The 26,066-nt window shown below is 66.5% G+C and carries 26 protein-coding genes; 7 read left to right on the top strand and 19 right to left on the bottom strand.

Going from position 1 to position 26,066, the window contains the following annotated elements; all coding sequences use genetic code 11:
• From AC13FN_RS07090 to AC13FN_RS07130, 9 genes are all read right to left on the bottom strand, one after another.
• Positions 1–1,137 carry a flagellar basal body P-ring protein FlgI gene (locus AC13FN_RS07090; RefSeq protein WP_054171711.1) on the bottom strand — a complete coding sequence of 379 codons (1,137 nt, stop codon included), beginning with the start codon at positions 1,135–1,137 and terminating at the stop codon, positions 1–3.
• Positions 1,138–1,139: 2 nt separating this feature from the next.
• On the bottom strand, positions 1,140–1,832 hold the full coding sequence (gene flgH / locus AC13FN_RS07095; RefSeq protein WP_010485899.1) for a flagellar basal body L-ring protein FlgH: 693 nt from the start codon (positions 1,830–1,832) through the stop codon (positions 1,140–1,142).
• Between the two features lie 22 nt (positions 1,833–1,854).
• A complete protein-coding gene (gene flgG / locus AC13FN_RS07100; RefSeq protein WP_005409571.1) occupies positions 1,855–2,640 on the bottom strand; it encodes a flagellar basal-body rod protein FlgG in 786 nt (261 codons plus the stop codon).
• Between the two features lie 102 nt (positions 2,641–2,742).
• Positions 2,743–3,492 (bottom strand): flagellar basal body rod protein FlgF, encoded by a 750-nt coding sequence (locus tag AC13FN_RS07105; RefSeq protein WP_032127377.1) that lies wholly within the window; start codon positions 3,490–3,492, stop codon positions 2,743–2,745.
• Positions 3,493–3,524: 32 nt separating this feature from the next.
• Positions 3,525–4,748, bottom strand: coding sequence for a flagellar hook protein FlgE (flgE, locus tag AC13FN_RS07110; protein WP_482984514.1), 1,224 nt, complete (start codon positions 4,746–4,748; stop codon positions 3,525–3,527).
• A gap of 32 nt (positions 4,749–4,780) precedes the next feature.
• Entirely contained in the window at positions 4,781–5,464 is a 684-nt protein-coding gene (locus AC13FN_RS07115; protein WP_049436369.1) for a flagellar hook assembly protein FlgD, read from the bottom strand.
• Between the two features lie 23 nt (positions 5,465–5,487).
• Positions 5,488–5,895 (bottom strand): flagellar basal body rod protein FlgC, encoded by a 408-nt coding sequence (gene flgC, locus AC13FN_RS07120; protein ID WP_010485892.1) that lies wholly within the window; start codon positions 5,893–5,895, stop codon positions 5,488–5,490.
• Positions 5,896–5,898: 3 nt separating this feature from the next.
• Positions 5,899–6,294, bottom strand: coding sequence for a flagellar basal body rod protein FlgB (gene flgB / locus AC13FN_RS07125; protein WP_010485889.1), 396 nt, complete (start codon positions 6,292–6,294; stop codon positions 5,899–5,901).
• Positions 6,295–6,441: 147 nt separating this feature from the next.
• The gene (locus AC13FN_RS07130; RefSeq protein ID WP_049436370.1) at positions 6,442–7,386 is read right to left on the bottom strand and encodes a chemotaxis protein; all 945 of its coding nucleotides are present in this window, start codon (positions 7,384–7,386) and stop codon (positions 6,442–6,444) included.
• A gap of 163 nt (positions 7,387–7,549) precedes the next feature.
• Here AC13FN_RS07130 and flgA point away from each other — a divergent pair, with 163 nt between their 5' ends.
• From flgA to AC13FN_RS07150, 4 genes are all read left to right on the top strand, one after another.
• Positions 7,550–8,206 (top strand): flagellar basal body P-ring formation chaperone FlgA, encoded by a 657-nt coding sequence (flgA, locus tag AC13FN_RS07135; protein WP_401743478.1) that lies wholly within the window; start codon positions 7,550–7,552, stop codon positions 8,204–8,206.
• A 75-nt stretch (positions 8,207–8,281) separates the two neighbouring features.
• Positions 8,282–8,587: a flagellar biosynthesis anti-sigma factor FlgM gene (flgM, locus tag AC13FN_RS07140; protein WP_019337421.1), complete on the top strand. Its 306-nt coding sequence runs from the start codon at positions 8,282–8,284 to the stop codon at positions 8,585–8,587.
• Positions 8,584–8,922, top strand: coding sequence for a flagella protein (locus AC13FN_RS07145; RefSeq protein ID WP_010485882.1), 339 nt, complete (start codon positions 8,584–8,586; stop codon positions 8,920–8,922). Before flgM ends, AC13FN_RS07145 begins: the two co-directional genes overlap by 4 nt.
• A 91-nt stretch (positions 8,923–9,013) precedes the next feature.
• Positions 9,014–10,234 (top strand): ATP-binding protein, encoded by a 1,221-nt coding sequence (locus AC13FN_RS07150; RefSeq protein WP_019337422.1) that lies wholly within the window; start codon positions 9,014–9,016, stop codon positions 10,232–10,234.
• 73 nt (positions 10,235–10,307) lie between these two features.
• Here the strand turns inward: AC13FN_RS07150 and AC13FN_RS07155 are convergent, their stop codons facing one another.
• Together AC13FN_RS07155 and AC13FN_RS07160 are read right to left on the bottom strand one after the other, a co-directional pair.
• Complete coding sequence (locus AC13FN_RS07155; RefSeq protein WP_043395614.1) at positions 10,308–12,080, bottom strand: EAL domain-containing protein; 1,773 nt, start codon at positions 12,078–12,080, stop codon at positions 10,308–10,310.
• Between the two features lie 4 nt (positions 12,081–12,084).
• On the bottom strand, positions 12,085–14,187 hold the full coding sequence (locus AC13FN_RS07160) for a sensor histidine kinase (RefSeq protein ID WP_430369950.1): 2,103 nt from the start codon (positions 14,185–14,187) through the stop codon (positions 12,085–12,087).
• Between the two features lie 131 nt (positions 14,188–14,318).
• Here AC13FN_RS07160 and AC13FN_RS07165 point away from each other — a divergent pair, with 131 nt between their 5' ends.
• On the top strand, positions 14,319–17,078 hold the full coding sequence (locus tag AC13FN_RS07165) for a bifunctional diguanylate cyclase/phosphodiesterase (protein ID WP_482984513.1): 2,760 nt from the start codon (positions 14,319–14,321) through the stop codon (positions 17,076–17,078).
• A gap of 139 nt (positions 17,079–17,217) precedes the next feature.
• Here AC13FN_RS07165 and AC13FN_RS07170 read toward each other — a convergent pair whose 3' ends face one another.
• From AC13FN_RS07170 to AC13FN_RS07200, 7 genes are all read right to left on the bottom strand, one after another.
• Positions 17,218–17,745, bottom strand: a complete 528-nt coding sequence (locus AC13FN_RS07170; protein ID WP_482984512.1) for a hypothetical protein — start codon at positions 17,743–17,745, stop codon at positions 17,218–17,220.
• 124 nt (positions 17,746–17,869) lie between these two features.
• A complete protein-coding gene (locus AC13FN_RS07175) occupies positions 17,870–18,085 on the bottom strand; it encodes a hypothetical protein (protein WP_010485869.1) in 216 nt (71 codons plus the stop codon).
• 98 nt (positions 18,086–18,183) lie between these two features.
• On the bottom strand, positions 18,184–19,374 hold the full coding sequence (locus tag AC13FN_RS07180; RefSeq protein WP_010485867.1) for a methyl-accepting chemotaxis protein: 1,191 nt from the start codon (positions 19,372–19,374) through the stop codon (positions 18,184–18,186).
• 162 nt (positions 19,375–19,536) lie between these two features.
• The gene (hflD, locus tag AC13FN_RS07185; protein WP_482984511.1) at positions 19,537–20,151 is read right to left on the bottom strand and encodes a high frequency lysogenization protein HflD; all 615 of its coding nucleotides are present in this window, start codon (positions 20,149–20,151) and stop codon (positions 19,537–19,539) included.
• Positions 20,148–21,290: a tRNA 2-thiouridine(34) synthase MnmA gene (gene mnmA / locus AC13FN_RS07190; protein ID WP_401743468.1), complete on the bottom strand. Its 1,143-nt coding sequence runs from the start codon at positions 21,288–21,290 to the stop codon at positions 20,148–20,150. Before mnmA ends, hflD begins: the two co-directional genes overlap by 4 nt.
• Complete coding sequence (locus AC13FN_RS07195) at positions 21,287–21,748, bottom strand: NUDIX hydrolase (protein WP_482984510.1); 462 nt, start codon at positions 21,746–21,748, stop codon at positions 21,287–21,289. The genes mnmA and AC13FN_RS07195 overlap by 4 nt, the downstream gene beginning before the upstream one ends.
• 1 nt (position 21,749) lies before the next feature.
• Positions 21,750–22,223, bottom strand: a complete 474-nt coding sequence (locus AC13FN_RS07200; RefSeq protein WP_043395631.1) for a hypothetical protein — start codon at positions 22,221–22,223, stop codon at positions 21,750–21,752.
• Positions 22,224–22,335: 112 nt separating this feature from the next.
• On the opposite strand from AC13FN_RS07200, the gene clpS reads away from it, so the two are divergent.
• The gene (clpS, locus tag AC13FN_RS07205; RefSeq protein ID WP_006366596.1) at positions 22,336–22,662 is read left to right on the top strand and encodes an ATP-dependent Clp protease adapter ClpS; all 327 of its coding nucleotides are present in this window, start codon (positions 22,336–22,338) and stop codon (positions 22,660–22,662) included.
• Between the two features lie 93 nt (positions 22,663–22,755).
• Here the strand turns inward: clpS and AC13FN_RS07210 are convergent, their stop codons facing one another.
• Entirely contained in the window at positions 22,756–23,568 is an 813-nt protein-coding gene (locus AC13FN_RS07210; RefSeq protein ID WP_478416041.1) for an APH(6) family putative aminoglycoside O-phosphotransferase, read from the bottom strand.
• 138 nt (positions 23,569–23,706) lie between these two features.
• On the opposite strand from AC13FN_RS07210, the gene clpA reads away from it, so the two are divergent.
• A complete protein-coding gene (gene clpA / locus AC13FN_RS07215; protein ID WP_478416042.1) occupies positions 23,707–25,992 on the top strand; it encodes an ATP-dependent Clp protease ATP-binding subunit ClpA in 2,286 nt (761 codons plus the stop codon).
• Positions 25,993–26,066 lie beyond the last annotated feature (74 nt).

Below are 26,066 nucleotides of genomic sequence, written 5' to 3' on the forward strand. Positions count from 1 at the left end.
TCAGATCACCTCGAGCTCGGCACTCAGGGCGCCGGCCTGCTTCAGGGCTTCCAGGATCGCGATGAGATCGCCTGGTGCTGCGCCCACGGCGTTCACCGCGTGCACGATCTCGTCCAGGGTGGTGCCGCCGCTGAACTTGAACATGCGGCTGCCATCGTTGGTGGCGGTGATGGTCGACTGCGGGCTGGCCACGGTACGGCCGCCGGACAGCGCGTTGGGCTGGCTGACGTTGGTGTTTTCCTGGATGGTCACGGTCAGCGAACCATGCGAGATCGCAGCCGGTCCCACGCGCACCTGCTGGCCGATGACCACGGTGCCGGTGCGCGAATTGACCACCACCTTGGCCGGGGCGCTGCCGGGGGTCAGTTCCAGGTTCTCGATGCGCGCCAGCAGGCCGATGCGTGCGCCCGGATCGGTCGGCGCGGTGACCGCCACGGTCACGCCGTCGACCGCACGTGCCGCACCTTCGCCAAAGGCGTTGTTGAGCGCGGCGACCATGCGCGAGACCGTGGTGAAGTCGTTGTTGTGCAGGTTCAGGGTGATGTCGCCGCCATTGGCCAGCGGATCGGGCAGGGCACGTTCCACGGTTGCACCGTTGGGAATGCGGCCGACGCTGGGCACGTTCACCGAAACACGGGAGCCGTCCTTGCCCTGCGCACCGAAGCCACCGACGATCAGGTTGCCCTGGGCGATGGCATAGATCTGGCCGTCGGCACCACGCAGCGGCGCCATCAGCAGCGAACCGCCACGCAGCGAGACCGCGTTACCGATGGAGGACACGGTGATGTCGATCGGCTGGCCCGGCTTGGCGAACGGCGGTAACTCGGCGTGGATCGCCACGGCGGCCACGTTCTTCAGCTGCGGGTTGACGTTCGGCGGTACGTTGACGCCCAGCTCGCCAAGCAGGTTTTTCAGGCTCTGCACGGTGAAGGGTGCCTGGCTGGTGCGGTCGCCGCTGCCATCCAGGCCGACCACCAGGCCATAACCCACCAGTGCATTGCCGCGCACGCCGCCGACCTGGGCCAGGTCCTTGATGCGCTCGGCACTGGCCGGGGCTGCCACGACCAGCAGCATCAGCGCGACGAACGACGCTACGCGGCGCTGCCAGGAAGAAGAGAGGAAGAGTTTCATGGCCATACTCAGAACGGCGTCAGGCCGGAGTTGAAGAAGCGGCTCAGCCAGCCCATCGCGTTGGACTGCGCGACCGGGCCGCGGCCGCCGTAGACGATGCGGGCCTCGGCCACGCGGCTGGACGGAATGGTGTTGTCCTGGCTGATGTCGCCTGGGCGGACGATGCCCTGCACCTGCACCAGTTCATCACCCTGGTTCAGCCGCAGGTTCTTCTGTCCCTGTACCACCAGGTTGCCGTTGGGCAGGCGTTGGACCACGGTGACCGTGACGCTGCCCTGCAGGCGGTTGCTCTGCGCGCTGTTGCCCTTGCCGGTGAAGTCACGCGCGCCCTTGGCCGTGGCACTCAGGATGTCCTTGCCGCCGAGGGTGACCGGCGCGCCGAGAATGGACGGCGTGCCCAGGCTCAGGTTCGATTCCTTGTTGGTTGCGGTATTCGCACTGGTTTGCGCGGTGGTGTTTTCCAGCAGGGTGATGGTCAGCAGGTCGCCAACATCGCGTGCGCGGCGGTCCGAATACAGCTGCAGGGTCGGGCCGGCGGCATAGATGGCACCCGCGGTCGGCTGTGCCTGCGGCGGCATGATCGGCTGGATCGGTGCCATCGTCGGGTAGGGACGCACGTCGCCGGCGATCACGCAGCCACCGAGCAGGGCGGCCACGGCGCAGGCGAGGGCAGTGCGGGCGAAGTTGGAAATGGGCGACATGGCAGTTTCCCGGTTTGGCCGGTCAGAGCTTGTTGTTGAGGTAGCCGAGCATCGAATCGGTGGTGGAGATCGCCTTGGCGTTCATTTCGTAGGCGCGCTGGGTTTCGATCATCGACACCAGCTCTTCCACCACGTTGACGTTGCTGCCTTCCAGCGCGCCCTGCACCACGGTGCCGAGGCCGTTGAGCCCGGGGTTGCCGTTCTGTGCCGGACCGGAAGCGGTGGTCTCCAGGAACAGGTTCTCGCCGCGAGCCTGCAGGCCAGCCGGATTGACGAAGTCGGTCAGGGTCAGCGCGCCCACTTCCACCGACGCCGCACCGTCGGCCATCTTTACGCTGATGGTGCCGTCGGTACCGATGGTCACCGACTGCGCGCCTTCGGGAATCTGGATGCCCGGCTGCACCGGGTAGCCGCTGTTGGTGACCAGCTCGCTGTCCTGGTTGATCTTGAACGAGCCATCACGGGTGTAGGCCGAGCTGCCATCAGGCATCTGAACCTCGAAGAAGCCGCGGCCATTGACCATAACGTCCAGGGCGCGGCCGGTCTGCTGCTGGCCGCCCTGTTCAAAATTCTTGGCGGTGGCAACCACGCGCACGCCGGTACCCAACTGCAGGCCGGTCGGCAGCTGCGTCTGCGCCGACGAGGAGCCGCCGGGCTGGCGCACCTGCTGGTATAGCAGGTCTTCAAAACTGGCACGGTCCTGCTTGAAGCCGGTGGTGTTGGTGTTGGCGAGGTTGTTGGAAACCACCGACATGCGCATCTGCTGCGCATCCAGTCCGGTTTTCGCGATCCACAATGCCTGGTTCATCTTCGGTGTCCTGTCTGGTGAAGCCGGCCGCGTGGTGCGGCCCTTGAATGCGGGTGTGCAAGTGGTGTGCCAGCGCCGGCATCAGCCGGCGCCGGAATTCCGTCAGCTGCCGAGGCGCAGCATGCTGTTGGCGCTGCGCGCGTTCTCGTCGCCGTGCTTGATCACCTGCACCTGCATTTCGTACTGGCGCTGCAGCTGGATCATCTGCACCAGCGCACCAGCGGCATCCACGTTGCTGCCTTCCAGCTGGCCGCTGTGCACGGCCGTGCCCTGTGCCGGTGCGAACGGCTGCAGTGGGTCGGTGTTGCGGAACAGGCCATCCAGGCCACGCTCCAGGCGTTCATCCGGTGCCTGCACCACTTTGATGCGGCCGATCTGCGCCATGGTCTGCGGACCTTCGCCCTGCGGGATGATCGAGAGCGTGCCGTCGGCACCGATCTCCATCGCCTGGTAGGGCGGAATGGCGATCGGGTTGTTGTTGTCATCCAGCACCGGACGGCCGCTGGAGGTCACCAGCTGGCCGTTCGGCGTGACCGACAGCGCCGCGCCGCGCGTGTACGCCTCGCTGCCGTCACTGGACTGTACGGCCAGCCAGGTGCCGGTCTGCAGGGACAGATCCAGCGGCTTGCCAGTGATGTGCTGCGAGCCGGGGGTGCGGTTGAACCCTGCGTCGACATGCAGCGCATCCACCCGCGAGGCAAAGCCCGGGCCACGGATCGGGAAGGCTTCAGTGTTGGCCAGCGCTTCCTTGAAGCCGGGGGTGTCGGAGTTGGCGAGGTTGTGGCTGAGCGTGCCCTGCGCCTGCAGGGAGGCGCGGGCACCGGTCATCGCCACGTAAAGGGCTTTATCCATGCGGGGAGTTCCGTGACAAGGTCAGCGCGTCATCAACGGATGTTGATGACGGTCTGGGTGATCTGATCCTGGGTGGTGATCATCTGCGCGTTGGCCTGGAAGTTGCGCTGCGCGGTGATCATGTTGACCAGCTGCTCGGTGAGGTCGACGGTGGACGCTTCCAGCGAGCCGGCCTGGATCTTGCCGAGGTTGGAGGTATCCGGCATGCCGGCGCGCGGCGTGCCCGAACTGAAGGTGTCCACCCACAGGTTGTTGCCCTTCGATTCCAGTCCCTGCGGATTGTTGAAGGTGGTCAGCGCGACTTGGCCCAGCGGCTTGTCTGCACCGTTGGAGTAACGCGCATAGACCACGCCGGTTTCCGACACGGTGATCTCGTTGAGCTTGCCGGCGGCGTAGCCGTCCTGCTGGGTGTTGCGCAGGGCGAACTTCTCGCCGTACTGGGTCGAGCCGCTCACATCCAGCGTCATGTTCAGCACGCCCGCACCGGTGGTCGGGGTGAAGGTGCCGAGGCTGACCTTGCCGTTGGCTGGCGCGGTGAGCTTGCCGCTGTTGTCGAAGGTGACCGGGGTCGGCGCGCCGGCCGGCTGGCCATCCACGTAGTTGCGCACAGTCCACTCGTTCGGGTTGGCACCCTTCACGAAGTACGAGACCTGGATGTGGCTGACGCCCAGCGAGTCGTACACGGTGATGCCGCCGCTGGAGTGGTTGTAGCTGTTCGAGTCGGTCGGGTCGAACGTGGTGACCGTCGGCTGCTTGGCGTTGGCCGGCAGGGTGAAACCGACCTTCACTTCGCTGGTCTGCTTCGGCGGGCTGTCGGTGGTCAGCAGCTGCAGGTCGACCATGCGGCCGGCATCGAAGTTGGTGCCGTCTGCATTCGGCGCGAACACCTGCAGGCGTGCGCCCTGCGGGTTGACCACGTAGCCGGACGGATCGGTCTGGAAGTTGCCCGCGCGCGAGTACACGCGGCTGCCGTTCATGTTCATGGTGAAGAAGCCTTCACCGGAAATGGCCATGTCCAGGCTGCGGCCGGTCTGTTCGTTGTGGCCTTGCTTGAACTGCTGGGCGACGTTGGAGACGCGGACGCCCGAACCGACCGCGTTCTTCGACAGGCCGTAGCCGGTGGCCGAGAACAGGTCGGCGAACTCGGCGCGCGATTCCTTGAAGCCGGTGGTGTTGACGTTGGCGACGTTGTTGGCAGTAACGCTCAGGTCGGAATTGGCGGCATTGATGCCGGACAGCGAGACATTGAAGCCCATGGGATGCTCCTGATAAGTACGGGGTGTGCGGCTCAGCTGACGCGGAGCACGTAGTCGATCGGGGCCGTGCCCAGGCCCTTGAGGTTCAGGTACAGGCCGTCGGAACCGACGGTCACGCTCTCCACCGGTGCCTGGACGTAGGTGGACAGCTTGGTGCTCTTGCCGGCGGTGTCGACGTGGTTGGCGACGACCGAGTACTTGCCCGGTTCCATGCGCTTGCCGTTGGCGTCCTTGCCGTCCCACTGGAAGGCGGTTTCGCCGGCGGCCTTGGCTTCAACGCTCAGCGAAGTGACCTTGGTGCCGTTGGCATCGGTGATGTCCACGGTGATGATGCCGGCCGAGGGCGCGGCCACCGTGCCTTCAACGTTGCCTTCCTTTTCCAGTACCAGCTTTTCCGATGGCACCAGTACCTGGTGGCCGACCAGCGCAGCGCCACGCAGCACCTGGTCGCTGGCCATCGACTCCTGGAAGCCCTTCACCGTCTTGTTCAGATCGGTGATGCCCTGCACGGTGGACATCTGGGCCATCTGCGCAACCATCTGCGTGTTGTCCATCGGCTTCAGCGGATCCTGGTGCTGCAGCTGCTCGGTCATCAGGCGCAGGAAATCGGCCTGGTCCAGCGTGTTCTTCTTCTTGGTGGCGTTGCTGTTCGGAGCGTTCAGGCCCAGCGCGGAATAGACGTCCTGGCTGGTCTGGTTGTTGACGGCGGTGGTCATGGCGGTATCCGGTGCTGCGGGCCTCAGCGGCCCATGGTCAGGGTGGCCAGGGCCAGTTCCTTGGCGGTGGTCAGCATCTCCACGCCGGCCTGGTAATTGCGCGAGGTCGAGATCAGGTTGACCATCTGCGCCACCGGATCGACGTCGGGCTGGTAGATGTAGCCATCGCCGTCGGCCAGCGGGTGGCCCGGCTCATAGCGCTTGATCGGCGCGGCCTCGCTCTGGGTGATCTCCTTGACCTTCACCGACGTGATGTTCGGATCGTTCTTGCTGGTCACGGCCTGGAAGATCGGCTCCAGCGGCTTGTACACGGCGTCGGCGGAACCGGCGACGGTGTCGGCGTTGGAGAGGTTGGAGGCGATGGTGCTCATGCGCACCGACTGCGCCTGCAGCGCGGAGCCGGCGATATCGAAGATCGGCAGGTTGCTCATGGCTTATTGCCCCGTGATCGCGGTCAGCATGGAACGCACCTTGCTCTCGACGAAGCTGAGCGAAGCGCGGTATTCGAGTGCGGCGCGGCCATAGGCGGCACGCTCGGCATCGGGATCGACGGTGTTGCCGTCCAGGCTGGGCTGCACGCCGTCGCGCGCGATCTGGAACGGATTCAGGCCACTACTAATCTCGTAGTGCTGCTCGTTGGTGGTGGTCATCAGGCCGTTGGCATCCTGCCCCTGGGCATGGCGCAGGGCGGCATCGAAGTCTAGGTCCTGGGCCTTGTAGCCGGGAGTGTCGGCATTGCCGAGGTTGCTGGCGATCAGCTTCATCCGCTGTTCGCGCAACGGCATGGCCTGGGCGTGGACGCCCAGGTAGTCGGTAATCAGGTTGCGCACGGTGCACTCCCACGGGAACGTTGCCCGGGAAGCTGCAAGGGGTGTGCCAAAGCACGGTGCGTCTTGGTAGAGCCGAGCCATGCTCGGCTGCATTTCGTTCAGGTGCCGCACAAGCCGAGCATGGGCCCGGCTCTACAGGACAGGGCCCTACGCCGCCATCGCGACCTTGCGCAGGCGGTCCAGCACGAAGTCAGCCAATTCGTGAGGCGAGTATTTGGCGACGAAGGCGTTGGCGCCGACGCGCTCGACCATCGCATTGTTGAATACGCCCGACAGCGAGGTGTGCAGCAGCACGTACAGGCCGGCCAGGCCCGGATGGCGCCGGATTTCCGTCGTCAGCGTATAGCCGTCCATGGCCGGCATCTCGATGTCCGAGATGACCATGGCGTAGCGCTCGGCCGGGTTCTCGCCGGAGGCATGGATCTGCAGCAGGTGGTCCAGTGCCTGCTTGCCATCGGAAAGCAGGGTGGCGCCCACCCCCAGCTGGTCCAGCACGCTGCGGATCTGCTGGCGGGCTACGCGCGAGTCGTCCACCACCAGCACCTGCAGCTGCGGGCCGTCGGCCGGCATTGCCATGGCCGGGTCCAGCACCGCTTCGCCACGGACCTGGGCGATGTCGGCCAGTACGCTTTCCACGTCGATCACCTGGATCAGCTCGCCCTGGAAGCGGGTCACCGCGGTCAGGTAGCTCGATTCGGCGCCCAGTTCCGGCGGCGGGTGGATGTCTTCCACCGCGATGTTGACGATGCGCTCCACGCCGCTGACCAGGAAGCCCTGGATCGAACGGTTGAATTCGGTGACGACCAGATAGCCGGGCGAGGTGTCCGCATCGGGCTCGCGCTCGGGATGGCCGATCGCCAGCCCGAGGTCCAGCACTGGCACCGAACGGCCGCGCACGTCGGCCACGCCGGAGAACTGGCTGGGCAGCCCGGGCACCTGGAACAGCTCCGGGCGCCGCAGGACCTCCTGCACCTTGAAGACATTGACGCCAAAAAGCTGACGTCCGCCGAGACGGAACAGCAGCAGCGCCAGGCGATTGTGGCCGGCCAGACGGGTCCGCTGGTCGATCCGGTTGAGCAGGTCATGGGACATGGCTGCTGTATCGGCGTGGCAGGGGGCGAACTTGAGGGCGCTCTGCCGCCCGCGCGCTCCACGCGGCCTTTTGTGGGGTGGAGCAGGGCTCGTCGCGGCAAAGCCAGTGCTCTGGCACACCGCTTGCACGCAGCAGGGCCAGATCCCCTCGACAGGAGGCGCCATGCGCCGGGTCACATCTCTACTCGCCATCGCGCTCGCGCTGGGCTCGCCGTGGGCGGCCGCCTCCGACTGGCAGCCGGTGGCCAGCATTCGCACCGCGGCGTTGTCGACGCTGCCGGCCGGCAGCGAGGGCGAGGCCCAGGTGGCCGATGCGCTGCGCCTGCCCAGGTGTGGCGGCGCGCTGCAGGTCCAGCCCACCGCCAACACCACGGTCGAAGTCAGCTGCCCGGATGCCGGTGGTTGGCGCTTGTTCGTGCCCGTAAAGGTGCGGCGCAACCAGACCGTGCTGGTGCTCAATCGCGGAATCGGTACTGGAGAAACCCTCACCGCTGCCGATATCACCACTGCCCAGCGTGACGCCGCCCGGATTGCCGGTGCGGTGCTGGCCGATCCCAACGCAGCAATCGGCCGCATCGCCCGCCGTCCGTTGCAGGCCGGAGCCCTGCTGTCGAACAACGATCTGGTGGTGCAGCGTCTCATCAAGCGGGGAGACAATGTGGCCCTGGTATCGCGTCGCGGCTCGGTCGAAGTCCGCATTGCCGGTCGCGCGATGGGCGATGCCGGTGAAAACGAACGGGTCTCGGTAGAGAACCTGTCCTCGCGGCGGATCGTGCAGGGCACGGTCGATGCCGCCGGTGACGTAATCGTGGCGCGTTGATTTACCGCAAAATATCCCTAAAGATCACGGCCCTGCGGCCGTTATCCCTTGTGAACGGCAACTCCAGGACACCCCATGAGCCAGAAAATCGACGGCAACCTGCAGGTCCCCCAGGCACTGCGCAGCGTGACGACCCCGGCCAACAAGCCCGGCGTCAGCACCGATGCGGCAGCACGTCCGGTCGAAGCGGCCGACAGCCTGCGCCTGACCGGCGAGGCCACCAATCTGCAGGCCATCGAGCGTGAGCTGACCACCGCCCCGGCGATCGACGCCCAACGCGTGGCCGCGGTGCGCGAGTCACTGCAGAACGGTACCTACAAGATCAATCCGGACGCGATCGCATCGCGCATGCTCGAGCTGGACCAGCAGCTGCACGGATGACTGCGGCGATGAGCGAGCCGCTGCAGCGTCTTGCCCAGGCCCTGGACGTTGAACGCCAGGCCCTGGTCGAGCACGACGTGCACGCCCTGATCCGGGCCACCGGCGCCAAGCTGGAGGCGCTGCGTGCGCTGGAAGGCGCGCCGCCGGTGGGCGAGGGCGAACAGCTGCAGGAACTGGCCGAGCGCAACCGCGCCAACGGCGTACTGCTGTCGCGCCGCCGCCGCGAGGTCAACTGGGCGCTGCGCCAGCTCGGTCGCACTGAAGATGCCTCGGCCTACGATGCCAAGGGCCAGGCGCACACCGTCACTGCGCGCCGCCCACTCGCTGTCGCCTGACGCGACGGCGGCCGCACAACCCCATCAAGCGGGCTGAAGCCCGCTGCGTGACCGCGTATATTGGGCGCCTGTTCGAACGCCCCGAGTCGCCGTGTCCGCTGCCAACGCCCTGGTTACCGCCCCCCTTCCGCCACAGCCGGTGCTGCAGGCCCTGCTTGAGCGCCTGCGCGAAGGGCTGCTGCTTTTCACTGAAGACGGGCAGGTGGCGCTGGCCAATCCGGCCGCGCAGAACCTGCTGGCCAGTGGTGAGGGTGGCGGTCTGCCGCCACCGCAGCGGCTGCGTGAACTGCTGCCGCCCGATGCGCTGGAGCAGGCGCGCCAGCATGGCCACTGGAATGGCAGCCTGCCGCTGGGCGAGGGCGTGGTCATCGCCCATCTGTATCACCACGGCCCGGTGGGCCAGGGGCACTTCCTGGCGTTGTTCCGCCATATCGAGGGGCAGGAAGACTACGAGCGCGAACTCCAGCAGCGCCACGCCGAGCTGCGCCAGGCCTACCTGCGTCTGAACGGCACCCAGGAGAAGCTGCTGCAGTCGGAAAAGATGGCTTCGATCGGCCAGCTTGCTGCCGGCGTCGCGCACGAGATCAATAACCCGATCGGCTACGTGCACTCCAACCTGGGCAGCCTGCAGGAGTACCTGCGCAGCCTGTTCACCGTGATCGAAGCCTACGAACGCGCATTGCGTGCGCCGGACCCGAAGGCGCTGATCCCGGAAATCGACGATATCCGTGACCGCCTGGACATCGATTTCATCAGCCGCGACCTGCCGCAGCTGATGGCCGAGTCGCGCGAAGGCATCGAGCGGGTGACGCGTATCGTGCGTGACCTGAAGGACTTCTCGTATTCCGGCCGCGACGAGTCGTGGAAGCTGGTCGACCTGCATGCAGGCCTGGAATCGACCATCAACATCATCTGGAACGAGCTGAAGTACAAGGTCACCCTGGTGCGGGAGTTCGGCCAGCTACCGCTGGTGGAATGCCTGCCGTCGGAGTTGAACCAGGTCTACATGAACCTGCTGCTCAACGCCGGCCATGCCATCGCCGAGCGCGGCACGATCACGGTGCGCACCGGCGTTGATGGCGATCACGTGTGGGTCGAATTCGAGGACACCGGCGGTGGCATCTCGCCGGAACTGCGCCAGCGCATCTTCGATCCGTTCTTCACCACCAAGCCGGTGGGTAGCGGTACCGGCCTGGGCCTGTCGATCTCCTACAGCATCATCAACAAGCACCATGGCCGCATCGACCTGGACAGCACCCCGGGCGTCGGCTCGCGCTTCCGCGTGGTACTGCCGGTGAAGCAGCCGCGCTGACCGCTTCTGTAGAGTCGAGCCATGCTCGACTGCTTTTCGCCGTAGTCGAGCATGGCTCGACTCTACATGTGGGTCACCGCAGCGGACGATCCTCACCACCATCTCCGTTCTCCACCGGCGCCGGACCGGCGTTGCTGCGGCGTTGCTCCTCATAGGTGCGGAACGCCTGGTGGATGTGCTTGCGCAGCTCGTCGTCGTTCCACGGCTTGGTCAGGAAGCGATAGATCGCACCGCGGTTGATCGCGTCGGTCACGGTGTTCAGATCGGTGTAACCGGACAGCACCAGGCGGATCGTGTCCGGGTACAGCATCTTCACCCGGCCCAGGAACTCGGTGCCGCTCATGTCACTCATGCGCTGGTCGGACAGGATCACCTGCACGTCGTTGATCGCCAGCAGGTCGAACGCATCGCGCACGTTGCCGGCCGCCAGGATGCGGTAGCCATCGCGGCGGAACAGGCGCACCAGCGAGCGCAGCACGTTCTCCTCGTCGTCCAGCAACAGCAGCGTGCGGTCGGGACGGGTCTCGGCAAAGGCCTCCGGGCGCAGGTAGCGGCGGCGCAGGGTCATGCCGGCGGCATCGGCCGACATCGGTTCGCCGAACAGGTAGCCCTGGAACACGTCGCAGTCGTTGCGGCGCAGGAAGCCCAGCTGCGCCTGCGATTCCACGCCGTTGGCGATCACGGTCATGCCCAGCTGGTGGCCCATGGCGATGATCGCGCGGGCGATGGCCGCTTCGCGGTTACCGGCCGGCGCACTCTTGATGAAGCTGCGGTCGATCTTCAGCTTGTCCACCGGGTAGCGCACCAGCGCACTCAGGCTGGAATCGCCGGTGCCGAAATTGTCCAGGCTCAGGCTGATGCCTTCGTTGCGCAGGTTGGCCAGCGTCTCGTGCACGAAGTTGACGTTGTTGGTCAGCGCGCTTTCGTTAATCTCCAGCGTCAGCATCTGCGCCGGCACGCCTGCCGCCTGGATCAGGCCCATCACTTCGGCGAAGAAATTGGGCCGCAGCAGCTGCAGGGTCGACACGTTCACGGCGATGGTGAAGTCGTCGAAGCCCTGGTCGCGCCACAGGCGGGCCTGCTTCAATGCGCCCTCCAGCACCCAGGTGCCGATCTGCACGATGATGCCCAGCCGTTCGGCGGTGCGCATGAAGCGCTCCGGCACCAGCATGCCCAGCGTCGGCGACTGCCAGCGCAGCAGCGCCTCCATGCCCACCACGTGGCCATCACGGGCGCTGACCAGCGGCTGGTAACGCAGTTTCAGCTCGCCGTTGGGGATCGCGTCGACGATCTGGCGCGCGATGATGCTTTCGCTGTGCGCGCTCGGCGGCGTGTCCACGGCGTGGATGCGCACCGCGTTGCCGCCTTCGCGGGCCGCCTGGTACAGCGCATCCTCGGCATGATCGAGCAGGCGCGAGGCACTGCTGGCATGGTCCGGGCACAGGCTCACGCCCAGCTTGCCGGTCATGAACAGCGTGTACGGCAGCACCGATAGTGGCAGTTCCATCTGCTGCCGGATCTCCTCGGCAAAGTCCTCCGGCAGCGGCACATCGGCGGTGCGTGGCACGGCGATCAGGAACTCATCGCTGCCGTGGCGCCACAGCTTGCCGCGCCCGCGCAGATAGGACTGCAACCGCTGCGCCACCAGCGCCAGTGCCTGGTCACCCACCTCGGCGCTCATGTTTTCGTTGACCGAGGCGAAGTGGTCGATGTCGACATGCATCAGCATCAGTGCGGTGCCGCCCGAGGCCGCCTCGGCGACCATTACCTGCAGCTCGGGGTTGCCGGCGCCAAGGCGATCAGGCGCATCATCGATGCTGACCGGGGGCTGGTTGGGATTCCACATAGGCTCAGTATTCCGGTGACTCAACGGCGGCCATGCTGGCCGCCTGGTAGGGGAGGTGAACGTCGATCAGCGTGCCTTCGCCGTGCGCGGATTCGATCCGCACATGGCCACCGACGCTCTGCGCGCGCTCACGCATCACGATCAGGCCCAGCCCGCGCGGACCATCGGGGTCGAAACCCTCGCCATCGTCGCGGATCTGCAGGTGCAGGCCGCGCTGGCCGACATCGCGCAGCTGCAGCAGCACCTGGCTGGCACGGGCGTGGCGCAATACGTTGGTCAGGCTTTCCTGCGCGATACGGAAGCAGGCCTGCTCGATGCTGTTGTCGGGACGGTGCGGCAGGGGCTCGATCTCGGCCAGCAGTTCCACCGGCGACGAACGGAACAGTACCCGTGCCTGCCAGCTCAAGGCTGCTTCCAGGCCCAGCGCGTCGAGCTGCGGCGGGCGCAGCAGGGTAGAGATGTCGCGCAGCTTGGCCACCGTGGTATCGGCCAGACTGACGATCTGCGCCAGATCCTCGGCGCGGCGCTGCGGATCATCCTCGTCCTGTGCTGCGTAGGCGGACAGCTTGATCGCGGTGATCGCCTGGCCGATGTCGTCGTGCAGATCGCGCGAGATCGCGCGGCGTTCATCCTCCTGCAGCGAGAACAGGCGACCGGCCATCGCCTGCAGTTCACGGTTGCTGGTTTCCAGTGCACTGCGGGTCCGCTCGGAATCGCTCAGGTCGCGCACGATCAGCAGCTTGCAGTCGCGTCCGCCATAACGCACTTCACCTACCGCCAGGCCGGCATGGAAGCTGCGGCCATCAGCGCGCTGCATCGCCACCACGCTGCTGTGACCGGGCCCCAAGTGGGGCTGGCCGGCACGCAGCTGGCTGCGCACGCGGGACAGATCGGCGTTGTCCACCAGTGCCGACAGCGGCTCGCCCAGCAGGGTGTGGCTGCCATAGCCGAACAGGCTGGCGGCCCAGGCATTGGCGTACAACACGTGTTCTTCGGAGAGGATCACCACGCCATCGGGCAGTACCCGTACCAGCTCGCGGAACTGCTCCTCGCGCTCGCGCAGCAGGCGTCGCGACTGCTCGCGCTCGGTCACGTCCTGCAGCGTGCCCAGCACGCGGTTGCGGCCGGCCTCGTCGATGCCGCTGGCAGCACGCAGATGCACCATCAAGGCGCGGCCATCCATCGACAACAGCGGCAGCAGCACGTCCACGTGCACGGGATCGCCGGAGCAGAGTTCAGCCAGCAGCTGTTCGGTCTGGGTGGCGGTGGCCGGGTCGGCCGGCACCAGCAGTTCGTCGAAGCGATGCCAGCGCCGGGCCTCGGGCGGGCGGCGACCGAGCAGGCGGTAGACCTGGTTGGAATAACGGCCGAGCCCGGTGGACGGATCCAGCTCCCAGGCGCCGATGCGGGCCAGCTCATGGGCTTCTTCCACCCGGGCCAGCGCCTGGTCGCGGCGCAGCTGGGCCAGGTCTTCGGCGGTGCGGTCGATGGCAATCAACAAGCGGGCGTTGTGGCCGTCGTAGCTGATGGCGTTGGAGCGCAGCTCCATCTGCCGCAGCGAGCCGTCACGCAGCTGCAGCTGGGTACGCAGGATGCACAGTTCCTCCGGTGCCTCGCGGATCGCCTCCAGCTTGGTCTGCAGTGCCTGGTCCTGGCCTGGCGGCCACAACGCGTCGATGGTCTGCTCCAGCAGTTCGTCACGGTCCCAGCCGAAGGCGGTGCAGGCCGCCGGATTGGCATCGAGGATCGCCAGCGTATCGAGGTCATAGACCAGGATCGGGCCGGGGTTGCCTTCGAACATCTGCCGCAGGCGCAGCTCCGAGGCCTGCTGGCGTGCATGGGTGTGCAGCACGTGCTCGGCCAGCGGGCGCAGCAGCAGATACAGCAGGCCGGCACTGGCGAGGGCGAAGAACGAGCCCTTCAGGCCCTGCCATAAGGCCGCCTGCTGCGGGTCGGGCACCAGTGCCTGCACCGCGCTGTCGGTGGAGATCATCCAGGCCAGCGCCATCGCCAGGTAGCTCAGCACCACCCGGCGCCGGTCGCGGCTCAGCGCCTGCGCCATCCGCGGGTCGGGAACTAGGGCGTTGCCGGTCGGTTCTGCGGGCATGGACAGGGTGGAAGAAAGGGGCGCCGGCCATCTTACCGCGCAGGTGCGCCCAGACCACTCAATTATCCGCCGCAGGCGCCGTTAACCACTGCGTGCCCCGCTGACGGGCGTGTCATCCGGAGCAAGATCGCGTGGACCAAGGGATCATCGCCAGCCTGCTGCAGCACCCGCTTGCGTCGGCGCTGGTCATCGTCGACCGCACGGGCCGCCCGCTGGCGGCCAATCCGGCTGCGCGCGAGCACGGCTTGCCGGCTACCGTGGCTGCGTATGCGCCGATGCTGGAAGATCTGCGCCTGATGGCCGCCGATGGCGGCATCGTGGCCTGCACGCTGCCGGGGGGACCGCACGGGCACTACGACGGCCACCTGCGCGCCGTGCACGATGGCGCCGGCAATCTGCTGGCCTTCACGCTGAGCATTCCCGAACCGGTGCCGCTTGGCGGCGGTGGGCGCTGGGAGCTGGCGCTGGACAGTGCCGGGCACAGCCTCTGGGACTGGGACATTCCCAGTGACCGTGTGGTGCGCACCCCGGCGCTGGGCGACGAAACCGCGACCGAGATCCTGGCCCGCGTGCACAGCGAGGATATCGCCCAGGTGCGGGTCGCACTGGACGAGCATCTGCGTGGCTTGAGCGAGCAGTACAGCGCACAGTTCCGTTTCCGCCAGGCGGATGGCCAATGGCGTTGGGTACTGGACCGCGGGCGCGTGGTCGCGCGCACCGCCGATGGCCAGCCGCTACGCATGGTCGGCACGCATACCGATATCGAACAACAGAAGCAGCTGGAAGGGCTGCTTCAGGAACAGCAGCTGCACCTGAGCGAGGCCCAGCGCATCGCCAGCATGGGCAGCTGGTCGTTCGACCCCAACAGCGGTCATTTCTGGTGGTCGCCGGAGTTGCGCTCGATGCTGGCGCTGGAGCAGGGCAGCGCGCCCGGCCAGCGACGCTGGATGAAGCAGCTGCATCCGCGCTCGCGGGGTGCGTTGCGCGCAGCCTGGCGGCGCCTGTGGCGTGATGGCCGGCCCGCCAACATCGAACTGGAACTGACCCGCGGCCATGAACCGTCGCAGCATCTGCGGCTATGGATGCAGCCGCTGCTGGACATGGACGGACAGCCCAAGCGGCTGCTCGGACAGGTGCAGAACATCACCGAGCAGCACCAGACCGATGCGCTGATCCGCTGGCGTACCGAGCTGCTCAATCGCGTCTCCGCGCTGGGCCGCATCGGCGGCTGCGAGATCGAGGTGCAGACCCGGCACATGCAGTGGACCGAGGAGTGCTACCGCATCCACGGCCTGCGTAAGGAGCCGATCACCCTCGACCAGGCGCTGGCGCTTTACACCGAGGACTCACGCAACGCCTTCGAAGCGGCGTTGGGGCGCATCGCCGATGGCGGACTGCCCGAACAGCTGGACCTGTGCTTCTACCGTCAGTCCGGCCTGCGCGTGTGGGTGCAGGTGCTGATCGAGCTGGACCGTCGCGACGGCCTGCCGCCGCGCTTCGTGGTGCTGTTCCGTGACATCACCCGCGAGCGCGAGGCGAATGAGCGCATCGAGCTGCTGGCCCACTACGATCTGCTCACCGGCCTGCCCAACCGCGTGCTGCTCGGCGAACAGACGGCAGAAGCCATCGAGGAAGCGCGTGACCGCGGCACCTCGCTGGCGATGCTGTTCATCGATCTGGACGGCTTCAAGACCATCAACGACAGCTTCGGTCATGCCACCGGTGATGCGCTGCTGAAGGCCGCTGCGACGCGCCTGCACCAGAACCTGCGCAACAACGATCTGTTTGGCCGCTTCAGTGGCGACGAGTTCATCGTGGTGCTGCGCGATCTGGCCGAGCCGGAAGATGCCGGCCACGTGGCGCGTAAGTTGATCGCATCGCTGGCCGAGCCGCTGCGCCGTGGCGAAACCACGTTGAAGGTCGGCGCCAGTGTCGGCATCGCGATGCTGGGCGACGCGCAGACCGACTTCGATTCCCTGCTGCGCGCCGCCGATGCGGCGATGTACGCGGCCAAGGAGGCGGGGCGCAACACCTACCAGTACTACAGCCAGGACGCCTTGGCCCGCATCCAGCGCAAGCTGGAGCTTGAGCACGCCCTGCATGGGGCGATCGAACGCGAAGAGTTCAGCCTGGCCTACCAGCCGCTGCTGCACGCCCACCACGGCGAGCCACCTGCAATCGAGGCGCTGCTGCGCTGGCACCGGCCCGGGATCGGTTACTGCAGCCCGGCCGAGTTCATCCCCATCGCCGAGAAGTGCGGCGAGATCGTACGGATCGGCGACTGGGTACTGAACGAGGCCTGCCGCCAGGCCACAGCCTGGGATCGCGCCGGCCTGAGCTTCGACCGCATTGCGGTGAATGTCTCCGCGGTGCAGCTGCGTGACCGCGGCTTTGCCGAGCGCGTGATCGAGATCTGCCACGCCCATGGCTGGCCACCGCAGCGGCTGGAACTGGAACTGACCGAGTCGGCATTGATCCGTGACACCGACATCTTGCGGCATTGCTTCGATGTGCTGGAGCGCCACGGCGTGCCGCTGGCGGTGGATGACTTCGGTACTGGCTTCTCCAACCTCAACTACCTCAACCGCTTCCCGGTGGGCCGCCTGAAGATCGACCGCAGCTTCGTGCAGGGCATGCTGCACGATTCGGGCACGGCCGAAGTGACCCAGGCGATCGTGCACCTGGGCCACGCGCTGGGCATGAAGGTGGTGGCCGAGGGCGTGGAAACACACCAGGAAGAAGACATGCTGCGCCGCCAGGGCTGCGACGAGATCCAGGGCTACCTGTACTCGCGCCCGCTCAGCCCGCGCGACCTGGCGCAGTGGTTGCGCCAGCCACAGCCGGTTTCGCTGCGCACCGATGCCAGCGGGGAAGTGGTGCTGGTGCGGTGACGGTCTGCGCTGTCGGATGCCGGCCCAGGTGTGGTCCGACTCTGGTGTAACCCCGCTCTGGTGTAACCCCGCTCTGGTGGGTGCCGACCTTGGTCGGCACTAATGCCTGCACTCGCGATCATCCACGTATGGCGTGGATCTACCGGCTAGGGTCAACGAACCGTCGCGGGAGCTCGGAGCGCACCCGCGCGCGAACGACTTCCACAACTTCGACATAGCGTCGCCGCTGGATGCGATAGCCGATATAGAACACCAGCAGCATGCCCAGCATCGGCCACGCCACCGGGCGCACCAGGATGATGGGCAGCACCAGCACGGTCAGGGCCATCGCAAACCAGCTGCATCGCCCGGTCACACGCACCTCGTGGCGTCGCTTGTCGACCACCAGCTCGCCGTGCATCAACAGAAAATAGCGGCCGCCATAGCCCGGTGCGAAGCTCTCACGGAACGCCACGCTGCGGTGGGGCAGTTCACGGAACACAAAGCCCAGCCACTTGTCGGTAGGAAGGTCGTACTCCAGTCCGATCAGTGACAGTTGGGTCAGTTCAGCCGGAGAGGCGGCGATGCGCTGGTTGAACAGCACGATGCCGGTTCGGAAGAAGAACGGTGCCCAGAACAACAGAAGCAGCAGTTCCAACAGCATCAATGCGATCAGGGCGATGGCCATCGGTCTTCCATGAGCGGGACCGGCGCATCATGCCATAGCGATTTCGCCCATCTGGTAGATCCACGCCATGCGTGGATGATGTCCTGGTACCCGCGCTGCCACGCAATCCACGCATGGCGTGGATCTACCTCAAGGCTTCGCCATCCAGCCCCAGGTCCCACGCCAGCCCCAGCAGCGCCTCGTCCGCACGGGACGGCGCCGGCCGCGCGTCCGCCAGCTGCTGCAGTTCGCGGATCTCCTCGCGGGCGACCTCTTCCAGTTGCTGCAGCTGCTCACGCACGCTCGCGTTGCGCGGGCGCTCGGTGTTGGTGAGGGAGGGCAGGGCGTGGATCAGGGTCATGGTGCGCGTACAGGATGCATCCAACGGCGGGTCACAGGCAAAGGCCCCGGAGGAACCGGGGCCTTGCGGGCTGCCGGCGAGGGCAGCGGACATCAGGGTCAGAACAGCTCGACGGTGCCGGCGCCCATGCTCTGCTGGGCAACCGGCTTGTGCGGCGGGCGTTCCCATTCGCTGCGCAGTTCGCGCAGGCGGCTGCCGGTGCGCTGCAGTGCGGTGGCGATCTCTTCGTCGAACACGCCGCCGTTGCGGTGCAGCAGTTCCTGCAGGGCGACTGCTTCGCGGTTGATCGCGGTCAGGCGGTCCAGGTGGGTGTGCACGCCGCCCAGCGCCTGGGTGGCGATGTCTTCGAACTGCAGGGCGCGCACGGCTTCGGCCACGCTGCCATCAATCGAACGGGCGCACTCGGAGACTTCGCGCATGCCATCGCCCAGCGAGGCATTGATCTGGGCCACGTTGTCGAGCATCGCGGCCGCTTCCTGGCGCGCTTCACGGGAGCGATCCATGTCACGCGACGCCATGTGCGAGACCGTCTCGCGCACCTTGGCAATGGCGTCCTTGGAGCTGTGCGCCAGCTTGCGGATCTGCTCGTTGAAGGTGGTCGAGCGCTCGGACAGGTTGCGGACCTCGTCGGCCACCACGGCGAAGCCACGACCGGCTTCACCGGCACGCGCTGCTTCAATTGCAGCGTTCAGCGCCAGCAGGTTGGTCTGGTCGGCGATCGACTTGACGTCTTCCAGCAGCGCGAAGATGCCATCCAGGTGCTGCGCCATCTGGTCGATGTGCTGCACGGTGGTGCTGCTCTGGCCGCTCACCTGCTCCAGCGCTTCGACCAGCTGTTCCATGCGGTGGCTGGCGTGCTGGGCGAAACGGGCAACGTCGAGGCCGGCATTGCCTTCATCACCGGCGCGATCGACGATGCGCGACAGGGCCTGGCTCTGCTGGCGCGACTTGCGGTTCATGGCATCGAAGCTGCCACCAAGGCTGGAGACGGCCTGGCGGATCAGGTCACGGGCACGTTCCACTTCGCCGCGCGAACCGTCGATCTCGTTGCCGACGAAGTTGCGCAGTTCGGTCAGCAGCTGGTCCTGCTCACGCAGGACACGGGCATGTTCCGGGGAACGGTGCGCCTGGGCGCGGGTGGTCCACCACGCAAAGCCGAGCCAGCTCAGCGTCATCGTGGTCAGGATCGCCCAGCGCAGGGCGGCCGGCCATTCGAAACCGATGGCGAAGGGGAGCAGCAGGGTCAGAGCCAGGGGGGCGGCCAGACGGATGAAAATGCGTGAGTACATGGACGTTCTCGGGAGGTGCACGGAGGATGTATCGGCCGTACGCCCTTTCTCTTTAACGTCGATGTGCCCGGAAGTGCATTCTGAATGCGCCGGTTTTCCGGCGCCTTGGCGGCTTCAGGGTCAGAGCCCTTTCCGTGCCGGAAAGGGATCCGACCCTCGGGCTCAGGCCAGCTGCCGGTCCACGGCCTCGATCATCGCCTTGCGGCTGAACAGGAAGTCCCAGTAGCTGCCGCCCAGCTGGCGCCACAGCACCGCCGAGCGCACCGCTGCCAGCAGCAGGGCGCGGATCTCGGCCACCACGCCGGCCTGGCCCAGATAGTGCGGGTTGCCCTGCACCATCACCCGCGGCTTCAGGTGGCTGATGGTGTCGGCGTACAGGCCGCCGAGATTGGCCAGCACGTCCGGATGGCCGCTGTCGCCCAGCTCGGTGGCCTGGCGCTGGGCGCGCTCGATGCCCGAGGCGACCTTGTTCACGGTGGCGCCGTCCTGCACGAAGCGGCGCTCCAGCTGCAGCACCGACAGGGCCAGCTTGGGCAGGATCGGGTCCTGGCCCTGGCTGCGGAAGTAATTGTGCAGCAGGCGCAGGCCGGCCTTCAGTGCATGGCGGTCTCCAAACACCTCCTGCGGCGAGGACGCATCGACACGGAACAGGCTGTCCACGGCGGTGCGCACGGCGGCGGCGTCGGAGTGGCCGGTATCGGCGATGCGGCGTACCTGCTGCAGGGCCTGGGCAATTCCGGCCAAGGCCAGGACGCGGTCGTCGACAGTGAAACTCATGCAGCGATTACCTCAAAAGGGGAGGGGGTGGTGCGCAGGCGCTGTTCCAGCGGCGCATCGGTGGCGGCGATCACCGCGCCACCCAGGCACACGTCACCGTCATACAGCACCAGTGATTGACCGGGGGTAACGGCGCGCTGCGGGCGCGCGAAGGTGACCAGCACGCTGCCATCGTCCAGCACCTCGACCGTACACGGCTCGTCGGGCTGGCGGTAGCGGGTCTGGGCGGTGCATTCAAAGCGCCGTGCCGGCGGCGCGCCGGCGATCCAGTGCGCGGTTTCCGAGCGCAGGCGATCGGACAGCATCCACTTGCTGTCGCGGTCCTGATCCACGTACAGCACATTGCTGGCCACATCCTTGCCGACCACGTACCACGGCGCGGCCGGACGCCCCCGCACACCACCGATGTTCAGGCCTTCGCGCTGGCCAAGGGTGAAATAGAACACGCCCGGATGTTCGGCGATCACGCTACCGTCGGTCGGGTCGAGGATCTGGCCGGGCTTGGCCGGCAGGTAGCGGCCGAGGAATTCACGGAAGTCGCGCTCACCAATGAAGCAGATGCCGGTGGAGTCCTTCTTGGCGTGGGTCGGCAGGCTGACGTCACGCGCGATCCGGCGCAGGTCGGTCTTTTCCAGGTCGCCGATCGGGAACAGAGTGGCCGCCAGCTGCTCCTGGCCCAGCTGGTGCAGGAAGTAGCTCTGGTCCTTGGAACGGTCGGCACCACGCAGCAGCAGCCACTGGTGGCCGCGCTGGGTCACGCGCGCGTAATGGCCGGTGGCGATGCGCTCGGCGCCCAGCTCGCGGGCGGCATCCAGGAAGTGTTTGAACTTCACTTCGCGGTTGCACAGCACGTCCGGGTTCGGGGTACGCCCGGCCGCGTACTCGGCCAGGAAGTGCTCGAACACGCCCTGCCAGTACTCGCTGGAGAAATCGCGGAAGTGGAACGGAATGCCGAGCAGGCCGCAGACGGCCACCGCATCGCGGCGGTCGTCCTCGGCACGGCAGTCGCCGCTGCCGTCGTCGGCCCAGTTCTGCATGAACAGACCGGCTACGGCCTCGCCCTGCTGTACCAGGCGCCAGGCGGCGACCGAGGAGTCGACGCCACCGGAGACGCCCACCATCACGCGCGGAGTGCTCATGCGACCTCCCGGACCAGGGAAAGTGGATGGCGCTGGCCACCCAGGTAATCAGCCACCACCTGCCAGACCAGCGGGCTGCGCTGGCGCTCGCCGGCGGCTTGCAGTTCGGCCGGGGTCAGCCAGAGTGCGCGGTCGATGCCGGTGTCCAGTGGCTGCGCCGGGTCATGCGAGACGGGGCATGCCGCATAGCAGAAGCGCAGGAAGGTGGTGCCGTCGCCGGCGGTCCACTGGTAGCAGCCGATGAAGTGGGTCAGCTGCACCGTCCAGCCCGTTTCCTCGCGGGTCTCGCGCAGGGCTGCCTCGGCCAGGCTTTCGCCCGGCTCAAGGTGGCCGGCCGGCTGGTTCAGCACCTGCCGGCCATCGATGGTCTCTTCAACCAGCAGCACGCGGCCGCCGTCGACCACCACAGTGGCGACGGTGGCGTGCGGTGCCCAGCGCGGGTCCGGCGTGGCGTTCAACTCAGAACTCGTCCTTCTTGGTCAGTTCCAGCTCCATCGCGTCGGCGGTGCGGATGGCCGCATCGATGGCGTCGCTGAGCTGGTCGGCCGTGGCATCGGCGTCGATCTTGACCACGAACATGGCGGTGGTGTCCTGCTTCACCCAGCCGCCCATCTTGGCGTCCTGCGAATCTTCCAACAGGCGGTTGGCCACGGCCACCGGGAACTGCTTGGTCTTGGCGCTGTAGGCCGGCGACCAGATTTCGCGGATGTTGTGGGTGCCGAAATCTTCCACCGACGAGCGCACGTAGACCATCTGGGTGCGGTCACCCTCGACGTCGAACACCATGCGGTAGTCGCCGTCCTCGTCGAGCTCGTAGGTGTAGCCCAGCTTGTCCAGGTGACGGGCCACGGCCTTGTCGCCCTCCGGCGCAGCGGCGGCGGAGCCGGCGGCGGCTAGGGCGATCAGCAGGGCGGAGAGAAGGGTCCTTTTCATGAAGATCCTGTGAAACAGTGTTGAGAGAGGATGCAATTGTGACGGCGGCCGTGCGTGCCGTCCAATCTGCGGCGGGCCGACGCAGGCCCGCTCGAGCCTCTATAATGAGCAGATGCCCCGCGAGTCTTCCCCCGATTCCCATCACGAGCACGGCGTTGCCGTGGAACCCGCGCGCCCGGAAGTGGCGCCGCCGCCGTTCTACCAGGTGATGCTGCTCAATGACGACTACACCCCGATGGATTTCGTGGTGGACGTGCTGCAGCAGTTCTTCACCATGGACCTGGACAAGGCCACGCAGGTGATGCTGCACGTCCATACCCGCGGCCGCGGTGTGTGCGGGGTGTTCACCCGCGAAGTGGCCGAGACCAAGGTTGCCCAGGTCAACGAGTATTCGCGGATGAACCAGCACCCGCTGCTGTGCACGATGGAAAAGGCCTGACCGGCCCCGACCTGTAGAGCCGAGCCCACGCTCGGCTGCTGTTCACCCAGGCAGCCAGCAGCAGCCGAGCGCAGACTCGGCTCTACAGCTGGATCAGGCCTCCGCCAACGCCTCCAACGCCATGCGCGCCACTGTCTCGTCGACCTCGGCAGGGTCGCCGTCATCCCGGAACCAGACTGCCGACAGCCCCGCGCTGGCTGCGATCCAGCGCAGCAGGCGCGTGCGCTCCAGGCCCGCCAGTGCACTGACCTGTTCCAACCGGGCGGCAAACCGCTCAGGCTGCGTCGCAACGTGGATGCCCGGACCGCACAGGTCCGGGTTGCTGAACAGTGTCGTGTAATCAAAGGCACGATCACCCAGCAACCGCTTCGGGTCGATCGCCAGCCAGCCGCGCGCGCCGAAATCGAGCACGTTGTCGTGGTGCAGGTCACCGTGCAGCGGTCGGATCTCGCGCTCTTCCTGCAGCAACGCCTCCGCGAGTGATCTGCACTGTTCCAGCAGTGGCGGCAGCGCGGCCCTTGGCTGCAGCAGGTCGGCGAACCATCTACGGAGGCAGACCAGTTCCGCTGGCGGCGCGCTCCGTGGCCGGTGCAGCCGCTGCAGGACCTGGCACAGGATCGTGGTGCAGGCGTCATCGTCGCCCTCTATCGAACGTTGCCGCAGCGAGTCGCCGCCGGCACGTTCGATCAGGATCGCCGGCCCCTCGTGGGCCAGCAGGCGGGCGGCGCCATCGCCTTCCCACCAGCGCAGCAGGCGATGGCTGTTCTGCTCTTCGGTTTCGCTGCTGATCTTCAGCATGGCCGGCTCGCCGGCGGTGGTCAGCACCGGCCAGAGCTGGGCATGGGGCGTTTCGATGGCTGCGCCATCACGCCGCAATCGCCAGCGGCTCAGGTAGGGTTCGCTCATGCTGGGCGGGCTGTCCTGGAGTGAATGAAGATCAAGCGATGTGTACTGCTAACGCCATCTGAACGCAGCAATCCGCTAGGGTGATGGAAATCGCGTAGTCAGGCCGCATATTGTCCCCATCTGCCGCCGGAGTAATCCATGTTCAGCAAAGACCTCGAACACACCATCGGCCAGTGCTACAAGCGCGCCCGTGAGGCCCGGCATGAGTTCATGACGGTCGAACACCTGCTGTTGGCACTGCTCGACAACCCGTCCGCCCAGGCCGTACTGAAGGCTTGTGGCGCCGACGCCGAACGCCTGCGCCAGGAGCTGGAGCAGGCCATCGAGGCTTCCGTGTCCCGCCTGGCCGAAGATGACGGCCGCGATACCCAGCCGACCCTGGGCTTCCAGCGCGTGCTGCAGCGGGCCGTGTACCACGTGCAGTCCTCGGGCAAGAAGGAGGTCACCGGCGCCAATGTGCTGGTCGCCATCTTCGGCGAAAAGGACTCCCACGCCGTCTATTACCTCAACCAGCAGGACGTCACCCGGCTGGACGTGGTCAATTACCTGTCCCATGGCATCGCCAAGCTGGGCGAGGAAGGCGAGCAGCCGTCTTCCTCCTCCGAGGGCGAAGGCCGCATCGAGGGCGGGGAGGGCGAGCCGAAGGGTGATGCCCTGACCGAGTTCGCCAGCAACCTCAATGAACAGGCCCGGGCCGGTCGCATCGACCCGCTGGTCGGTCGTGCCGACGAAATCGAGCGCACCATCCAGGTCCTGTGCCGCCGCCGCAAGAACAACCCGCTGTACGTGGGCGAGGCCGGCGTGGGCAAGACCGCCATCGCCGAGGGCCTGGCCCGCCGCATCGTCGAAGGTTCGGTGCCTGAAGTGCTGGCCGATGCGGTGATCTATTCGCTCGACCTGGGCGCACTGGTGGCTGGTACCAAGTACCGTGGTGACTTCGAGAAGCGCCTGAAGAGCGTGCTGACGGCACTGAAGAAGGTGCCCAACGCGGTGCTGTTCATCGACGAGATCCACACCATCATCGGTGCTGGCTCGGCGTCGGGCGGCACCATGGATGCGTCCAACCTGATCAAGCCGGCGCTGGCGTCCGGCGAGCTGCGCTGCATCGGCTCGACCACCTTCCAGGAATACCGTGGCATCTTCGAGAAGGACCGGGCGCTGGCCCGCCGTTTCCAGAAGATCGACATTGTCGAGCCGACGGTGGGCGAGACTTACGAGATCCTGCAGGGCCTGAAGTCCAAGTACGAGCTGCACCACGGCGTGACCTATTCCGACGAGGCGCTGCAGGCCGCGGTGGACCTGTCGGTGAAGCACATCGGCGACCGCCTGCTGCCGGACAAGGCCATCGACGTGATCGACGAGGCTGGCGCCCGCCAGCGCCTGCTGCCGGAAGGCCAGCGCAAGGAGCTGATCGACGTCGAGGAAGTGGAGGCGATCGTCGCCAAGATGGCACGCATCCCCGCCAAGCAGGTCAGCGCCACCGACAAGGATGTGCTGCAGCATCTGGAGCGCAACCTGAAGATGGTGATCTTTGGCCAGGATCCGGCCATCGAGACGCTGTCCTCGGCGATCAAGCTGGCCCGCTCGGGCCTGGGCAATCCGGAGAAGCCGATCGGCAACTTCCTGTTCGCCGGTCCGACCGGTGTCGGCAAGACCGAGGTGACCAAGCAGCTTGCGCTGCAGCTGGGCATCGAGCTGGTCCGCTTCGACATGTCCGAGTACATGGAGCCGCATTCGATCAGCCGCCTGATCGGTGCCCCTCCGGGCTACGTCGGCTTCGACCAGGGCGGCCTGTTGACCGAGAAGATCGTCAAGACGCCGCACTGCGTGCTGTTGCTGGACGAAATCGAGAAGGCGCACCCGGACATCTTCAACATCCTGTTGCAGGTGATGGACCGCGGCGTGCTGACCGATACCAACGGTCGTGAAGCCAACTTCAAGAACGTGGTGCTGGTGATGACCACCAATGCCGGCGCGGCGCAGGCGTCACGGCGTTCGATCGGCTTCACCAAGCAGGACCATGCCACCGACGCGATGGAGACCATCCGCCGCAGCTTCACCCCGGAATTCCGCAACCGCCTCGACGCGGTGGTGCAGTTCCAGGCGCTGGGCTTCGAGCACATCCTGCGCGTGGTCGACAAGTTCCTGATCGAGCTGGAGATGCTGCTGCAGGACAAGCACGTCATCCTGTCGGCCACCCCGACCGCGCGCGACTGGCTGGCTCACCACGGCTTCGACCCGCTGATGGGTGCGCGCCCGATGGCTCGCGTGATCCAGGACAAGATCAAGCGCCCGCTGGCCGACGAGCTGCTGTTCGGCAAGCTGGTCAACGGCGGCAAGGTCAGCATCGACGTCCGCGACGACGAGCTGGTGGTCGAGACTCAGGCCGAACCGGAGCGGCTGCTGCCGGTTACGGTGGAGTGAGCTGAAGGCTTGGCGTGAAAGACTGGAAATGACAAGGGCGGCTTCGGCCGCCCTTGTTGTTTTCAGTGGGCCTG

This window comes from Stenotrophomonas sp. 115C5, assembly GCF_056861055.1.

What these genes read in the sequence shown, in the direction of transcription:
- AC13FN_RS07160 (WP_430369950.1), bottom strand. Translation starts at nt 14,187, where the DNA reads ATGCCCGCAGAACCGACCGGCAACGCCCTAGTTCCCGACCCGCGGATG.
- AC13FN_RS07155 (WP_043395614.1), bottom strand. Translation starts at nt 12,080, where the DNA reads ATGTGGAATCCCAACCAGCCCCCGGTCAGCATCGATGATGCGCCTGAT.
- AC13FN_RS07170 (WP_482984512.1), bottom strand. Translation starts at nt 17,745, where the DNA reads ATGGCCATCGCCCTGATCGCATTGATGCTGTTGGAACTGCTGCTTCTG.
- AC13FN_RS07210 (WP_478416041.1), bottom strand. Translation starts at nt 23,568, where the DNA reads ATGAGCGAACCCTACCTGAGCCGCTGGCGATTGCGGCGTGATGGCGCA.
- flgG (WP_005409571.1), bottom strand. Translation starts at nt 2,640, where the DNA reads ATGAACCAGGCATTGTGGATCGCGAAAACCGGACTGGATGCGCAGCAG.
- AC13FN_RS07200 (WP_043395631.1), bottom strand. Translation starts at nt 22,223, where the DNA reads ATGAAAAGGACCCTTCTCTCCGCCCTGCTGATCGCCCTAGCCGCCGCC.
- flgA (WP_401743478.1), top strand. Translation starts at nt 7,550, where the DNA reads ATGCGCCGGGTCACATCTCTACTCGCCATCGCGCTCGCGCTGGGCTCG.
- flgE (WP_482984514.1), bottom strand. Translation starts at nt 4,748, where the DNA reads ATGGGCTTCAATGTCTCGCTGTCCGGCATCAATGCCGCCAATTCCGAC.
- clpS (WP_006366596.1), top strand. Translation starts at nt 22,336, where the DNA reads ATGCCCCGCGAGTCTTCCCCCGATTCCCATCACGAGCACGGCGTTGCC.
- AC13FN_RS07115 (WP_049436369.1), bottom strand. Translation starts at nt 5,464, where the DNA reads ATGACCACCGCCGTCAACAACCAGACCAGCCAGGACGTCTATTCCGCG.
- AC13FN_RS07180 (WP_010485867.1), bottom strand. Translation starts at nt 19,374, where the DNA reads ATGTACTCACGCATTTTCATCCGTCTGGCCGCCCCCCTGGCTCTGACC.
- hflD (WP_482984511.1), bottom strand. Translation starts at nt 20,151, where the DNA reads ATGAGTTTCACTGTCGACGACCGCGTCCTGGCCTTGGCCGGAATTGCC.
- AC13FN_RS07175 (WP_010485869.1), bottom strand. Translation starts at nt 18,085, where the DNA reads ATGACCCTGATCCACGCCCTGCCCTCCCTCACCAACACCGAGCGCCCG.
- AC13FN_RS07130 (WP_049436370.1), bottom strand. Translation starts at nt 7,386, where the DNA reads ATGTCCCATGACCTGCTCAACCGGATCGACCAGCGGACCCGTCTGGCC.
- AC13FN_RS07090 (WP_054171711.1), bottom strand. Translation starts at nt 1,137, where the DNA reads ATGGCCATGAAACTCTTCCTCTCTTCTTCCTGGCAGCGCCGCGTAGCG.
- AC13FN_RS07105 (WP_032127377.1), bottom strand. Translation starts at nt 3,492, where the DNA reads ATGGATAAAGCCCTTTACGTGGCGATGACCGGTGCCCGCGCCTCCCTG.
- flgM (WP_019337421.1), top strand. Translation starts at nt 8,282, where the DNA reads ATGAGCCAGAAAATCGACGGCAACCTGCAGGTCCCCCAGGCACTGCGC.
- mnmA (WP_401743468.1), bottom strand. Translation starts at nt 21,290, where the DNA reads ATGAGCACTCCGCGCGTGATGGTGGGCGTCTCCGGTGGCGTCGACTCC.
- clpA (WP_478416042.1), top strand. Translation starts at nt 23,707, where the DNA reads ATGTTCAGCAAAGACCTCGAACACACCATCGGCCAGTGCTACAAGCGC.
- flgC (WP_010485892.1), bottom strand. Translation starts at nt 5,895, where the DNA reads ATGAGCAACCTGCCGATCTTCGATATCGCCGGCTCCGCGCTGCAGGCG.
- flgH (WP_010485899.1), bottom strand. Translation starts at nt 1,832, where the DNA reads ATGTCGCCCATTTCCAACTTCGCCCGCACTGCCCTCGCCTGCGCCGTG.
- AC13FN_RS07145 (WP_010485882.1), top strand. Translation starts at nt 8,584, where the DNA reads ATGACTGCGGCGATGAGCGAGCCGCTGCAGCGTCTTGCCCAGGCCCTG.